The sequence below is a fragment of the Gordonia sihwensis NBRC 108236 genome, assembly GCF_000333035.1.
In the GTDB taxonomy this organism is placed as follows: domain Bacteria; phylum Actinomycetota; class Actinomycetes; order Mycobacteriales; family Mycobacteriaceae; genus Gordonia; species Gordonia sihwensis.
Genome location: NZ_BANU01000008.1, coordinates 1 through 13142 on the forward strand (window position 1 = coordinate 1; position 13142 = coordinate 13142).

Here is a 13142-nt window from a genome sequence, read left to right on the forward strand (position 1 = left end):
TACGAGAGGAAACTCGCCGAAGGAATGTCGAAGAAGCAGGCCCTGCGTTGCCTCAAACGACAGATCGTCCGAGCCGTCTTCCGAGCCCTCGAAACCGACTACCAAAACCGCATCAACCCGGCCCTGAACACCGCAGCTTGACATAGGAGCTATGAGTAAGCACCACCCTGCAGGACCTCGAGTAAGCGGAGGAACGAAGCGACGACGCGCATCGAGACCGCCCACCGACCCCTCACCCGCCCCGGTGACCTCCCACTTCCCGACGATCCATTGTGATCTGGGCAACCCCCGTGTACTCTCAGCGAAACTTTTGAAATAAGAACGTTTCACACGGGGGTCGAATTGAGAACACGCACATTCCTCGCCGCTGCGCTGAGCGCCGTGGCCGTCGTCGCGACAGCGGCGGGGACACCGGTCGCGCCCGCCCACGCCGACCCGGCCGTGACGCAGGCGCCGCTCGTTCCACTGCCACAAGAGCTCGACCCCGCCTTCTACCGACCTCCGGCCCGGGAAGTCGCCGCCGCCGCTCCGGGTGAGATCTTGCGTGCCCGGCGGATCACCCCCGCGAACTTCGGAGTCGCTCCCATCAACGTGGACGCGTGGCAGCTCACCTTCCGGTCCACCGACACCCGCGGTCGGGCGATCCCCGCGGTCACCACGATCCTCAAGCCGCGCGGCACCACGACCGGCCCGCGCAAGGTCGTCTCCATGCAGATCGCCGAGGATTCGACCGCCGGCTACTGCGCGACGTCGTACGCCGTCCAGCACCTCAACGCCGGTCCCCTTCTGGGTCAGGTGGTCGCTCCCGCCGAACTGCTCATCGCCCAGGGCTTTCTGAACCAGGGGTACGCGGTGGTGCTTCCCGACCACGAAGGCCCCAACCACGCTTACGGCGCCGGTCCACTCGGTGCCCGCATCACCCTCGACAGTCTCCGTGCCGCCAAGCGATTCGCGCCGTCGTCGATCACCGATGCCTCACCCATCGGCCTGTACGGCTATTCCGGCGGCGCCATCGTCACCGGGCACACCGCTGAACTCAAGAAGACGTACGCCCCCGAACTGAACATCGTGGGCGCCGCAGAAGGGGGAGTCCCCGCGGATCTCGAGGTGGTCCTCAAAGCCGCGCAGAACAACGTGACCAGCGGCCTCGTGCTCGGCGCGGTGGTCGGACTCACCCGCGAGTACGACTACTTCCGCACCTTCATGAACTCTCACCTCGATCCGCTCGGCCGGGCGGTGCTGGCACTCAAGGGTCCCCTCTGCGTGCAGTATCAGGCGGCGACCTTCCCGTTCCTGAACAACATCGGGTTCATCCGCGCACCGGGCGGCGCGCTGCGGGCACCCGCCGTGCGTCGGGTCTTCGACGACACCCGGATGGGCAAGAGCCTGCCCGACATGCCCATGTACATGTGGAACTCCGCGCTCGACGAGATCATCCCGGTGGGCCAGGTGGATCGGCTCGTCGGTCAGTACTGCCGCCGCCCGGGTGCTCGGGTGACCTACACCCGCGACCACCTGTCGGAACATCTCATCGCCGAGGTCTCCGGTGCGCCGCTGGCACTGTTGTGGCTGAAGGATCGGCTCGACGGCAAGCCGGCCGCACAGGGTTGCCGGACCAGTGACGACCTCACCATGACGTCGCGGCCGCGATGGTGGCCGACGTTCTCGGCAGCGGTGGGCGCCGGGCTGGCGGCACTGTTCGGCAAACCTCTGGGCGCGGAGCGCTAGCGGCATCCGGTCCGGGCTCGACCGCTAGCCTGGACCGGTGACCGAACCCAGGCTCTATCGCGGCCAGTCGATGCACGACCGTCGCCGCGATCGGCGTCGACGCTTCTGTGATTCGGCGATCGCGCTGTTCGGCACCGACGGCTACGCGGCGACGTCCGTGTCAGCGGTCTGTCGGCACGCCGCTCTGTCATCCCGACAGTTCTACGAGGAGTTCGGCGACCGCGAGCATCTGCTCCGCACGGTCTACGACGAGACCGAGGACGCGGCGAGCACGGCCGTCATCGAATCCGTCGAACGGTCACTCGAGACCGCCGCGGAGATCGAGGCGGTGTTCGACGCGGGGATCCGGGCATTCGTCGAATTCTTCGGCGCGGACCCTCGGCTCACCCGAATCTGCTTCGTCGAGGCAGTGGGTGTGAGCGCGGAGTTCGAGGAACACCGCGCCGAGCGCCGGACCCGGTGGGGTGCCTCGCTCGACGCGATCAGCGCGGCGGGCGCCGAGCGCGGATTGCTCACCGCGAGGCCCGACCCGCTGCTGTGGACCGGCTTCATCGGCGCGGTGAACGCCGTGATCGTCGAGCAGGTGCGATCAGCCGACCTGACCACCGAGGACACCCTCCGGGTGATGCGCACGCTGCTCCGACCCGGTGTTCTGGGCTGAGCGGGCTCGCGTCGAAACCTCTCCGCGCCGCACAGTGCCTCCTACGCTGATGAGATGACCACTGCCGCCAGAGCCGGGCGCCTGCTCCTCGCTCTGGCATCCATCGCCGTCGGCGTCCTGCTGGTGCTCCGCCCGTTCGCGAGCGTGCCGTGGACCGCCGCCGCACTGGCGATCGGCTTGGTCGTGGCCGGACTCGTCGACCTCATCGAACCCCAGACTCGCCGGGAACCGCTCCGGCTCGCCGTCGCAGTCCTGCTGCCGCTGGTCGGTGCCGTGCTGCTGATCTGGCGGAGTCTGTCGATCTTCGGTATCGCGGTGGCCGCGGCGATCGCGCTCGCGGTGTGGGGCGTGGGCCGATGGGTGCGCGCCGCGCGCCGCGGCCCCGCGTGGTTCGCCGACGTGCTGTTCGGCGCAGCCGGTATCGCCACCGCTGTGCTCGCGGTGTCGTGGCCGGGTGTGAGCATCTTCATCGTCGTCGAGGCCGTCGGGCTGGCGCTGGTGTGGCGCGGTGCGGCCGAGCTGTTCGCCGGCATCCGTGGCCGGACCGCCGCGGCCGAATCCGGCCGGGAGCGGACCGCGAGAATCGCGCTGCGGACGGCCGCGGCAGCGGTCGCGACGATCGTCGCCGTGCCGCTGGTGATCGCGACATTCGTCGTCCGCGGCACCGCTGAGGAACCCGGCCCGTTCTATCGAGCCGAGCTTCCCGCCGGCGTGCGGCCGGGGACCCTGTTGAAGTCGGAGCCGACCGCCGCGGGCATCCCGCCGGGCGCTCACGCGTGGCGCATCCTCTACTCCACCCCGCGCGGCGACCGGCCCGCACTGGCGAGCGGTCTCGTCGTCGTTCCGGACGGTCCCGGTCCGCACTCGCTGATCGCGTGGGCCCACGGGACGTCCGGCGTCGCCGAGAACTGCGCCCCGTCGATGACCTCGACACCGCTGGCACACCTGCCGGGCCTGAACGAAGTGGTCGGGCGGGGCTGGGCGCTGGTGGCCGCCGACTACATCGGGATGGGTACTCCGGGACCGTCGCCGTATGTGATCGGCCGGGGTGAGGCGCGCTCGGTACTGGACTCGATCCGGGCCGCCCGCGCGCTGCCCGGGGCGTCATTGACTCGGTCGACGGTGGTGTGGGGCCATTCCCAGGGCGGACACGCTGCACTGTGGACCGAACTGCTGGCTCCGTCGTACGCACCCGACGCCGGCGTGATCGCCACCGCGGCGCTCGCACCGGCATCGAATCTGCGGGCTCTCGCCTCCGGGCTGGAGACGATGGCGGGCGGCGCGTTGCTGGCGTCGTATGTGATGGACGCGTACACCCGCACCTACCCGGACGTCCGCTACGCCGACTACATCAAGACGCAGGCCCGCCTCCCGATGCGCGGAATGGCGGCGCGCTGTCTGTGGTCGCCCACGATGCCCGTCTCGCTCGCCGAGGCGCTCATTCTCGGCCACGACTTCTACACGCGCACCCCGACGTCCGGTCCGCTGGGCGCACGACTCGCCGAGAACACGCCGAGCGCGCGGCTGCCGCGGCCCACGCTCATCGCCCAGGGACTGTCGGACGAGGTGATCGCGCCGGCGTCGCAGAACGAGTACGTCGCCGACCAATGCGCCGCGGGCAGCGATCTCGAATACCGCACCTACCCGGGGCTCGGGCACATGACGCTCATCGACGACGACTCGCCCGCCGTCGGGTCGCTCATCGCCTGGACGCAGGACCGTTTCGCGGGTGCGGCGCCGACACCGAACTGCCCGGCACCGCATCCGGCGTGATCAGTGCCCGAGTTGATCCACCAGGGCCTCGAGCACTGAGAGGTCCTCGATGGTCGAGGGCACCGCGTACTCCTCACCGTCCACGATCTGCCGCATGGTCTTACGCAGGATCTTGCCCGACCGGGTCTTCGGCAGAGCCTGGACGACCGTGACGTCGCGGAAGGTGGCGACGGCGCCGATCTCGTCGCGGACCATCTGCACCAGTTCGGCGCGGAGACGGTCCTCGTCGATGTCGGCACCGGCCTTGAGCACCACGTATCCGCTCGGCCGCTGTCCCTTGAGGTCGTCGTGAATGCCGACCACCGCGCACTCCGCGACGGCCGGATGCGCGGCGACCACCGCTTCGATGCTCCCGGTGGAGAGCCGGTGCCCGGCGACATTGATGACGTCATCCGATCGTCCCAGCACGTAGACGTACCCGTTCTCATCGATGTAGCCGGAGTCGCCGGTCAGGTAGTAGCCGGGGAACGCCTTGAGGTATGAGGAACGGAACCGCTCCTCGTCGCCCCACAGCCCCGCGAGCGTGCCGGGCGGCATCGGCAGCTTCACGACGATGTTGCCCTCGGCGTTGGGTCCGAGACGGCGGCCATCGGCGTCGACGACCTGCACGTCGTACCCGGGGACCGGGACCGTGGCAGTCCCGGGCTTGAGCGGCATGGGTTCGAGTCCACGCAGATTGGCCACTATCGCCCAGCCGGTCTCGGTCTGCCACCAGTGGTCCACCACCGGGACGCCGAGCTTCTCCGAGGCCCATTCGAACGTGTCGGGATCGAGTCGCTCGCCCGCCGCGAAGAGGGTCTTGAACCGCGACATGTCGTACTGGGCCAGTTCAGCGGCCTCGGGATCGGCCTTGCGGATCGCGCGGATCGCCGTCGGAGCGGTGAACAGCGCCGACGCTCCGTGTTCGGAGATGACGCGCCAGAACGCCCCCGCGTCGGGTGTCCCGACCGGCTTGCCCTCGTACATCACCGTCGTCGCTCCGAGCAGCAACGGACCGTAGACGATGTACGAGTGGCCCACCACCCAGCCGACGTCGGAGGCCGTCCACCACACGTCGTCGGGCGACACCCCGTACACGTTGCGCATCGACCAGTGCAGCGCCACCGCGTGACCGCCGTTGTCGCGCACCACGCCCTTGGGCTTCCCCGTGGTTCCCGAGGTGTACAGGATGTAGAGCGGGTCGGTCGCGGCCACCTCGACGGCGTCGGCCGGGCGCGCGGTCGCCATCTGCTGGTCCCAGTCGAGCCACCCGTAGTCCCCCGCCGATCCGGCCACCTGCGGTCGGTCCTTCACGATCACCGTCTCCGGCGCCGACACCGCGATCGCCAGCGCATCCCGCACCATCGGCAGATACTCGACGGTCCGGCCCGGCTCCAGTCCACCCGACGCGGTGACGATCGCGACCGGCTCGGCGTCGTCGATGCGCGTGGCCAACTCCGGTGCGGCGAACCCGCCGAACACCACCGAGTGCACGGCTCCGATCCGCGCGCAGGCGAGCATCGCGATCGCGGCCTCCGGGATCATCGGCATGTAGACGATGACGCGATCCCCCTTGACCACGCCCTGCGCGGCGAGCACTCCCGCGAAGCGGGACACCTCGGCGAGCAGTTCGGCATAGGTGTACGTCCGCTTCTCGCCCACCATTGCGGAGTCCCAGACGAGCGCGTCACGATCGCCGCGGCCCGCCGAGACGTGACGGTCGAGCGCGTTCGCCGAGGTATTGAGCGTGGCATCGGGGAACCATCGGTAGATCGGCGGCTGGGAATCGTCGAGAGCCTTGGTCGGCGGACTGATCCAGTCGATGCCCGCCGCCGCGTCGAGCCAGAATCCGTCGGGATCGTCGATGCTGCGGGCGAAGACTTCTGCGTAGGTGGCCATTGGACAACGGTAGCAATCCGGTGACCGGAGTCACTTCTGCAGCGTGGACTCGGTCACACTTGGTCTCGGATTGATCACGGAAAGATAACAGCGGAATCCTCGCTCCCACCTGGGATCTTGCTGAGAATTACACGCTTGCAAGAGCAAGCGGATTGTGTCTCCGACCACAGTTTCGCGGTGTGACCTCACGTTTTTCACGACGTAGCGTCTCTTCCGTCCACGAACGCAGCCCGTTTTCGAGGGCTGCGCCCAAGGAGGAATGCCTGATGAGCCTTACCAAGCTCGCAACCCGCGCCGCGATCGCCGGCGCCCTGACCATCGCCCCGCTGACCCTGGCCGCCGGCGTCGCCTCGGCCGACACCGGCCACAACTGGGACGCGGTCGCTCAGTGCGAGAGCGGCGGCGACTGGTCGATCAACACCGGCAACGGCTACTACGGCGGTCTGCAGTTCTCGCAGTCCACCTGGGAGGCCAACGGCGGCACCGGCAGCGCGAACAACGCGTCCCGCGAGGAGCAGATCCGCGTCGCGGAGAACGTGCTCGCCACCCAGGGCCCCGGCGCCTGGCCGGTCTGCGGCGCGTACCTCTAAGTACGCCCGCACCCCTCAACCGGGAACCGCGCTCTCCGACGAGGCCGGTCGCTGTCGCAGCGACCGGCCTCGCGGTGTCGCCGGACCCACGCGGCCGGCACGGCCTAGGCTCGGGTGAAGGCGATCAGAGGAGGCCACCGGATGTCGACGCTCTCGTTCACCAGCCTCGGAGCGGCGGGAACCGTCACCGGTTCCAAGCATCTCCTCGAGCGCGACGGGAGGATGATCCTCGTCGACTGCGGGCTCTTCCAGGGCATCAAGAACCTGCGCGAGACCAACTGGCGCTCGCTGCCGGTGGATCCGCAGGCACTCGATGCGGTGATCGTCACCCACGCTCATCTCGACCACACCGGATACCTGCCGCGTCTGATCCGCGACGGCTTCCGCGGTCCGATCTATTCGACCCCCGCCACGCGCGACGTGGCCGACATCATCCTCCGCGACTCCGCCCATCTGCAGGAACGCGACGCGATGCTGGCCAACAAGCACCGGGCCACGCGGCACTCCCCGGCACGGCCGCTCTACGACGTCACCGACGTCGAACAGACCATGGCCCAGTTCCACACCCGCGCCGCGGACAAGTCGTTCTCCCCCACCCGCGAGGTCCGAGCGCTGTTCCGGGGCGCCGGCCACATCCTCGGCGCCGCCACCGTCGAGGTGGAGTGGGGCGGCGTCACCGTCGCGTTCAGCGGCGATCTCGGCCGGTACGACGATCCCCTGATGTTCGATCCCGAGCCGGTGCCCCGGGCCGACTACCTGGTGTGCGAGTCCACCTACGGCGATCGCGTGCGAGATCACGCGGACCCGGCCGCCGAACTACTGCGCATCATCACCGAGACAGTCGAGCGCGGCGGCACCGTCGTGATCCCCGCGTTCGCGGTCGGTCGGACGCAGACGATCCTCTATCACCTCTGGACTCTGCAGCGGGACGGGCTGCTGCCCCGGGTGCCGGTCTACGTCGACAGCCCGATGGCGATCAACGCAGGCGAACTGATGCGCTCGCATCCGGCGGCGCATCGGCTCGACGCGGCACACGTCGACGAGATGTTCGCGATCGCCGAGTACGTCCGCGACCCCGAACGTTCCAAACAGATCTCCGCCGACCACGGCCCGAAGGTCATTCTCTCCGCGAGCGGGATGGCGACCGGAGGCCGCGTCCTGCACCATCTGGCCGCATTCGTCGGCGGCTCACAGAACACGGTGGTCCTGGTCGGCTATCAGGCGGTCGGCACCCGCGGGCGGTCGCTGGCCGACGGGGCACGCTTCCTCAAGCTGTACGGCGAGTGGCTGCCGGTGCACGCTCGGGTGGAGAACCTGCACATGCTCTCGGCGCACGCCGACTCCGACGAGCTCATCCGATGGATGCGTGGCTTCGACGAGGCGCCGCGCCGGACGTTCCTGGTTCACGGCGAACCCAACGCCACGGAGTCGATGCGGCATCGGATCGACCACGACCTCGGCTGGCGGACCACCGTCGGACACCAGAACCAGACGTTCGATCTGACCTGACGCGCCGTCGATCGCACCGGAACGCCACTCGGGACACTCAGCCCCAGGTGCCGGCCTGCTCGACGATGAAGCCCGCGAGAATCACCGCGCTGCCGCCCACCTCGCCGATGATCAGCGCGACCATCGACGCGGTCAGCGACGGCGACGCCGGGTGGAACTGGTTGGTGGTGTCGCGTCGCAGTCCGTGCAGGCAGTAGGACGCGATCGCACCGACGAAGAAGACGAGGACGACGATCAACGCGACCATGTTGACCGCCGTCGACCACGCGCTGAACTGCGCGAACGCAGCCAGCAAGGCGGTGGCGAAGGAGTACATGAGTGCGGCGCGGTGAGCGATGTCGACGTATACGTGTGCCTGTCCGGTCTCGCTCCGCATGATGGCGGCGTACTTCCACACGCCGAGCAACAGCGCCCACAGAAAGATGACACCCGCGGCGATCAGCGCCACCTGAGCGGTGAGAGTCAGATTCATCGCACAAGTCTCGCAGATCGCCCGGGCCCGGCCGCGCCCCGTCTCCCGGCGCCGAGCCTCCGCGTCGTTGCTATGGTGCACGCATGGCCCCTGACCGCACATCGCTCCGCCGGTCGCGGCTGGTGCCGATCGTCGCGGTGCTGGCGGGCATCGCCGCGATCGTCTTCGTGGTGATCCGTTCCTCGCACGGGGTCGACGGCTCCGCCGACCGGGCAGGCAGTGCCGCATCGACGCCGGTCCGCTCGGAATGGGAGGACCGGGATCCGACCGATCCGATGACCTTCGGTCCGGTCGACGCACCCGTCGGTCTCGTGGTCTTCACCGACTACCAGTGCCCGTACTGCGCGAAGTGGTCGCACGACACGCTCCCGGCACTCCTGCCCTATGCCGACGCCGGCGATCTGCGCATCGAACTCCGGGACATGAACATCTTCGGCGATGAGTCCGAACGCGCCGCCCGCGCCGCCTACTCCGCGGCGCTCCAGGGGCATCTGCGCGAGTTCCATGCCGCTCTGTTCGCCGACGGCCGGCCGCGCCCGAAGAGCGCGCTCTCCGACGACGCACTGCTCGCCCTCGCCGGCGAGTTGAGGCTCGACACCGGCCGCTTCCGCACTGACTACGAGTCGCGCACCGTCTTGTCGGCGGTACGGAACAAGGCGAGTGACGGCTTCACCGCGGGCACTTATTCCACGCCCGCCTTCATCCTCGGCGGCCAGCCGATCCTCGGGGCGCAGCCGACGAAGGTCTTCACCGACAAGCTGCGGAGCGAACTCGACGCCGCCGGACGCTGAGGTGACCGTGCAGCCATGAATGTGGGACTCGCAGCCGCCTTCGTCGGCGGCGCGCTCAGTCTGCTGAGCCCGTGCAGTGCTCTGCTCCTGCCCGCCTTCTTCGCATCGACCGCCGGTTCCGGGCCGCGGCTGGTGATCCATTCGCTGGTCTTCTACCTCGGCCTCGTCGCGACGTTGGTACCCGTCGGGATCGGCGTCGGTGCGCTGGGTCGGTTGTTCGCCGAGCATCGTTCGGCGGTGGTCGCCCTCACCTCCGCGGTGCTCGTGGCGTTCGGCCTGCTGGCGATGTTCGGCCGGGGGTTCGACATCGCCGGCCGGGTGCCCGGAATCGAGGGATTGCGGGGTGCCGCGCAACGCCGGACGGGCCTGGTCCGCAGCCTGCTTCTCGGTGCGGCCTCCGGCGCCGCCGGGTTCTGCACCGGCCCGATCCTCGGCGCCGTCCTCACGCTGGCCGCGGCTCAGGGGGCGATCGCGGGTGCCGGCGTCCTGTTGGCGGTCTACGGAGCCGGCATCGTCGCGCCGATGTTCGCGATCGCTCTCGTGTGGCACCGGTTCGGCGAACGCGGCCGCGCGCTGCTGCGCGGTCGCGAGTTCACCTTCCTGGGCCGGTCGTGGCACAGCACTTCGGTGTTCACCGGCCTGCTGCTCATCGCGGCGGGCTGCGCGTACTGGATCACCGACGGCTTCGTCGGGCTGGCCGATCCCGAGGCCGGGTCCGGCGTCGCCGACCGGCTCCAGACCGCCGCCGAGGCACTCGCCCGCCCGGACGTCGACATCGCGCTCATCATCGCCGTCGTGACGTCGGTCGTGGTGTGGTGGTGGCGGGGGCAGCGGCAACCCGACTGAACCGCATGCACGTCGCGGCCGCGGTCAGACGTTGCCGCGGGCGATCACCGTCACCGCCGAATCCAATTGGTCGAACAGGTCGTCATAGGTGATGACGCCCATCCCCGCCTCCAGCAGAGCACCGGAGAAGGTGAACATGAGTGTTCGCAAGACCGCCGGGTCCACATCCTCGCCCAGGGCGCGCGTGAACAGTCCGTACCAGTGGGTGCCGATCTCGACGCGGATCCGCGCCACGTCCGGATCGACGGCGAGCAGACTCTTGGTGGCCGCCTCGGCGACCGTGGGCGACGCTCCGACCACGTCGGCGATGTACCGGACGGTCTGGTGCAGGCGGTCGGCGGCCTCGCCCGACAGCTCCGGCTCCGGGGCCTGCGCCACCTGCCGCCAGAACAGGGACGCGAACAGGTGGTCCTTCGACGAGAAGTAGGTGTACGCGGTCGCCGGCGAGACATTCGCTCCGGCGGCGATGAGCCGAAGCGTCAGATCCTCGTAGGCCGACTCCTCGAGCAGCGACAGGCCCGCGTCGAGAAGCCTTCCCACCGTCTCCAGTTGTCGCGCGTTGAGACCGCGGCGAGGAAGGGTGGAACCGAGACTGTGCATGCGTCCAGCCTAATGCCGCGTGAAATGCGAGGAGACCCGCGCCTTCACGGCGCGGGTCTCCTCGGTTCGGTAGCGGGGGCAGGATTTGAACCTACGACCTCTGGGTTATGAGCCCAGCGAGCTACCGAGCTGCTCCACCCCGCGTCGGTAAGATTCGACTTCCAGGACGATGATGCTGAATCCTGGCCGTCGAACTCGTACTCGTCCACTGTACCCGATCCCCGAGACCGCCTCGACCACCCGCCCCCGCGGCGGAGTCGAGTCGCGGGTTGAAGGGGGCTGAAGGGTTGAAGCCCGACTACCCTGGCCGCACCCGGGATGCAAGAAGACCCGCACCGTGACGGTGCGGGTCTTCCTTCTAGTAGCGGGGGCAGGATTTGAACCTACGACCTCTGGGTTATGAGCCCAGCGAGCTACCGAGCTGCTCCACCCCGCGTTGCATCGACTACGTTACACACGCCGCGTCAGCGAAGGCAAATCGATGAAATCCCAAGGTGATCCACGCCACCGGCAGGGCTCGGCTCAGCGCGGATGCACGCCCATCAGCGCCGCCAGCTGGGTGGCGAGCGGGTTGAGATTGAGCTTGTCGGGGTCCTTCTTGGCGTTGCCGTCCCACGGCTGCGCGATGTTCGGATTCGCCAGCGGTGCCCGCGCGGCGCCACGCACGGAGGTCGGATTTCCGGCGGGCACGGTGCACCCGACCTCGGTGTTGAACGGGAAGTCGTCGTAGTTGGTGTCGAAGTCGGGCTTCTCACGCTTGATCCGCGCGATCATCGCCTGCGTCGACTCGTAGCCGCGAGTACAGCTCGGCGGATTGCCGGTCTCCAGGACGATGCCGAAACGGATCGATCCGTCGGGCGACGAGGTGGCGTGACTGCTGGCCGACAGGCTCGACAGCATCGCGAAGGTCATGCCGGTGACGTAGGACGCCGGCGCGATCTCGTGGACCGTGCCGCCGAGCTGCCCGATCAGCTTGGTGGTGTCGGCCCCGTTCTCGTCGAGGAACTCCGACAGCGCAGAGGCCGCACGGGGCCCGTCGGTCAGAATGCGCCGCACAGCCGGATCGGACGAGACCAGCTGCGCCGACACCTTGTCGAGTCCGCGCGACCATTCGAGGATCTCGTCGGACTGCTCGTCCTGAGTCTTGAGCACGACGTTCGAGTTCTTGATGAGGCCGATCGTGTCGTCGAGACTCTTGAGTCCGTCCTTCGACAGGGTGTCCAGCGAATCGACCAGTCGCGACAGATCCTCCCCCTTGCCGTTGAACGCCCTGCCGAGTTCGCGAACGACGGATTGGAGCGAATCGACCGGAATCGTCTTGGTGAGGTCGATGGCCGACGAGACGACGTCCTGCACCGCCGGAGGCAGTTCGACCTCAGAGATCTCCGAGCCGTCGCGCAGATACGGACCGGCGCCCGACGGCGGCTGGAGGTCGAGGAACTGCTCCCCGATCGCGGACCGGTTGGCGACCACCGCCACCGACGACGCCGGAATCGACGACCGGCCGGAATCGAGGGTCAGTTCCACATCGACGCCACCGGGGACGATGCGCATATCGCTGACGCGACCGGCGGGGACCCCGCGATATGTCACCTCGGCTTCGGGGAAGATGCCACCGCTGTCGGGCATGTGCACCACCACGCGATAGCCGCTGAGTCCGAGCGCCTGGTCCATTCGCGCGAACCGGATGCCCGCGAAGATCGACGCACCGACACCCAGCAGAATCACGACGACCAGCTGCAGTTTCACCAGACGGCTCAGGGGTGGCATTCGCGACCTTCCTACACGACTGACGGAATCCCGACGATCCGACCTGCCGAGCGTAAGTCGGTTGCACCTGCAACGACGACTCCTGGACACCGTATGTGACAAACGAGCTAGCCAGATTCTTCATGTGATATTTGTCACCTCCTGAGCTATGGTGAGGGTAGATAGAGGGTGCTCTACCAGGGCATTCATCATCAGACGAGCTAGGAGGATCAGTCATGGCGAATCACTCGATCAGAAGGAGCGGCCACGGCAACCACTGGATGGGCCTGGTGGCCTTCGTCCTGTTGATGGTCGGCGGCGCCTTCTCAGCACTGTGGGTCATCACCTTGGCCGACCTCCCCGACAACAAGCCCACCAACATCACCTACGGAGTGCTCGCACTCGGCTGCCTGATCTTCTCCGCGATGATCTTCACCTTCCTCGTCAGGCGGCTGCATCACTCGCCGGTGATGCCCGACAACACACCCGACGAGATCGCCCGCTATCTGGCCAAAGTGCGTCCCTGATCCTGGGCGCGGGGCCCT

12 protein-coding genes and 2 tRNA genes are annotated in these 13142 nt (G+C 68.2%); 8 read left to right on the top strand and 6 right to left on the bottom strand.

What is annotated here, in order from left to right:
• Positions 1–342 precede the first annotated feature (342 nt).
• From GSI01S_RS05550 to GSI01S_RS05560, 3 genes are read left to right on the top strand one after another with little or no spacing between them, the layout of a single operon-like run.
• Positions 343–1728, top strand: a complete 1386-nt coding sequence (locus tag GSI01S_RS05550) for a lipase family protein (RefSeq protein WP_006895481.1) — start codon at positions 343–345, stop codon at positions 1726–1728.
• Between the two features lie 37 nt (positions 1729–1765).
• Positions 1766–2389, top strand: a complete 624-nt coding sequence (locus GSI01S_RS05555) for a TetR/AcrR family transcriptional regulator (RefSeq protein ID WP_006895483.1) — start codon at positions 1766–1768, stop codon at positions 2387–2389.
• 54 nt (positions 2390–2443) lie between these two features.
• Positions 2444–4162, top strand: a complete 1719-nt coding sequence (locus tag GSI01S_RS05560; protein ID WP_006895484.1) for a lipase family protein — start codon at positions 2444–2446, stop codon at positions 4160–4162.
• Here GSI01S_RS05560 and GSI01S_RS05565 read toward each other — a convergent pair whose 3' ends face one another.
• The gene (locus GSI01S_RS05565; RefSeq protein WP_006895485.1) at positions 4163–6040 is read right to left on the bottom strand and encodes a propionyl-CoA synthetase; all 1878 of its coding nucleotides are present in this window, start codon (positions 6038–6040) and stop codon (positions 4163–4165) included.
• A gap of 266 nt (positions 6041–6306) precedes the next feature.
• On the opposite strand from GSI01S_RS05565, the gene GSI01S_RS05570 reads away from it, so the two are divergent.
• Together GSI01S_RS05570 and GSI01S_RS05575 are read left to right on the top strand one after the other, a co-directional pair.
• Positions 6307–6630 (top strand): transglycosylase family protein, encoded by a 324-nt coding sequence (locus GSI01S_RS05570; RefSeq protein WP_006895487.1) that lies wholly within the window; start codon positions 6307–6309, stop codon positions 6628–6630.
• Between the two features lie 141 nt (positions 6631–6771).
• Positions 6772–8139 (top strand): MBL fold metallo-hydrolase RNA specificity domain-containing protein, encoded by a 1368-nt coding sequence (locus GSI01S_RS05575; protein ID WP_006895489.1) that lies wholly within the window; start codon positions 6772–6774, stop codon positions 8137–8139.
• Between the two features lie 37 nt (positions 8140–8176).
• Here the strand turns inward: GSI01S_RS05575 and GSI01S_RS05580 are convergent, their stop codons facing one another.
• Positions 8177–8611, bottom strand: coding sequence for a hypothetical protein (locus GSI01S_RS05580; RefSeq protein WP_006895491.1), 435 nt, complete (start codon positions 8609–8611; stop codon positions 8177–8179).
• Positions 8612–8694: 83 nt separating this feature from the next.
• On the opposite strand from GSI01S_RS05580, the gene GSI01S_RS05585 reads away from it, so the two are divergent.
• Together GSI01S_RS05585 and GSI01S_RS05590 are read left to right on the top strand one after the other, a co-directional pair.
• A complete protein-coding gene (locus tag GSI01S_RS05585; RefSeq protein WP_006895493.1) occupies positions 8695–9402 on the top strand; it encodes a DsbA family protein in 708 nt (235 codons plus the stop codon).
• A 15-nt stretch (positions 9403–9417) separates the two neighbouring features.
• Positions 9418–10248, top strand: coding sequence for a cytochrome c biogenesis CcdA family protein (locus GSI01S_RS05590; RefSeq protein ID WP_006895495.1), 831 nt, complete (start codon positions 9418–9420; stop codon positions 10246–10248).
• A gap of 24 nt (positions 10249–10272) precedes the next feature.
• Here the strand turns inward: GSI01S_RS05590 and GSI01S_RS05595 are convergent, their stop codons facing one another.
• The 4 genes from GSI01S_RS05595 to GSI01S_RS05610 all read right to left on the bottom strand — a co-directional run bounded on the left by GSI01S_RS05595 (position 10273) and on the right by GSI01S_RS05610 (position 12618).
• Positions 10273–10848, bottom strand: a complete 576-nt coding sequence (locus GSI01S_RS05595; RefSeq protein WP_006895496.1) for a TetR/AcrR family transcriptional regulator — start codon at positions 10846–10848, stop codon at positions 10273–10275.
• Positions 10849–10918: 70 nt separating this feature from the next.
• Positions 10919–10992 (bottom strand) — tRNA-Met (locus GSI01S_RS05600).
• Between the two features lie 218 nt (positions 10993–11210).
• Positions 11211–11284: transfer RNA gene (locus tag GSI01S_RS05605), tRNA-Met, on the bottom strand.
• 86 nt (positions 11285–11370) lie between these two features.
• Positions 11371–12618, bottom strand: a complete 1248-nt coding sequence (locus GSI01S_RS05610) for an MCE family protein (protein ID WP_006895497.1) — start codon at positions 12616–12618, stop codon at positions 11371–11373.
• A 215-nt stretch (positions 12619–12833) separates the two neighbouring features.
• Between GSI01S_RS05610 and GSI01S_RS05615 the strand changes: the two genes are divergently transcribed.
• The gene (locus tag GSI01S_RS05615) at positions 12834–13124 is read left to right on the top strand and encodes a hypothetical protein (RefSeq protein WP_006895498.1); all 291 of its coding nucleotides are present in this window, start codon (positions 12834–12836) and stop codon (positions 13122–13124) included.
• Positions 13125–13142 lie beyond the last annotated feature (18 nt).

Coding starts and splice junctions, on each gene's coding strand:
- GSI01S_RS05560 (WP_006895484.1), top strand. CDS start 2,444: ATGACCACTGCCGCCAGAGCCGGGCGCCTGCTCCTCGCTCTGGCATCC.
- GSI01S_RS05565 (WP_006895485.1), bottom strand. CDS start 6,040: ATGGCCACCTACGCAGAAGTCTTCGCCCGCAGCATCGACGATCCCGAC.
- GSI01S_RS05570 (WP_006895487.1), top strand. CDS start 6,307: ATGAGCCTTACCAAGCTCGCAACCCGCGCCGCGATCGCCGGCGCCCTG.
- GSI01S_RS05575 (WP_006895489.1), top strand. CDS start 6,772: ATGTCGACGCTCTCGTTCACCAGCCTCGGAGCGGCGGGAACCGTCACC.
- GSI01S_RS05580 (WP_006895491.1), bottom strand. CDS start 8,611: ATGAATCTGACTCTCACCGCTCAGGTGGCGCTGATCGCCGCGGGTGTC.
- GSI01S_RS05585 (WP_006895493.1), top strand. CDS start 8,695: ATGGCCCCTGACCGCACATCGCTCCGCCGGTCGCGGCTGGTGCCGATC.
- GSI01S_RS05590 (WP_006895495.1), top strand. CDS start 9,418: ATGAATGTGGGACTCGCAGCCGCCTTCGTCGGCGGCGCGCTCAGTCTG.
- GSI01S_RS05595 (WP_006895496.1), bottom strand. CDS start 10,848: ATGCACAGTCTCGGTTCCACCCTTCCTCGCCGCGGTCTCAACGCGCGA.
- GSI01S_RS05610 (WP_006895497.1), bottom strand. CDS start 12,618: ATGCCACCCCTGAGCCGTCTGGTGAAACTGCAGCTGGTCGTCGTGATT.
- GSI01S_RS05615 (WP_006895498.1), top strand. CDS start 12,834: ATGGCGAATCACTCGATCAGAAGGAGCGGCCACGGCAACCACTGGATG.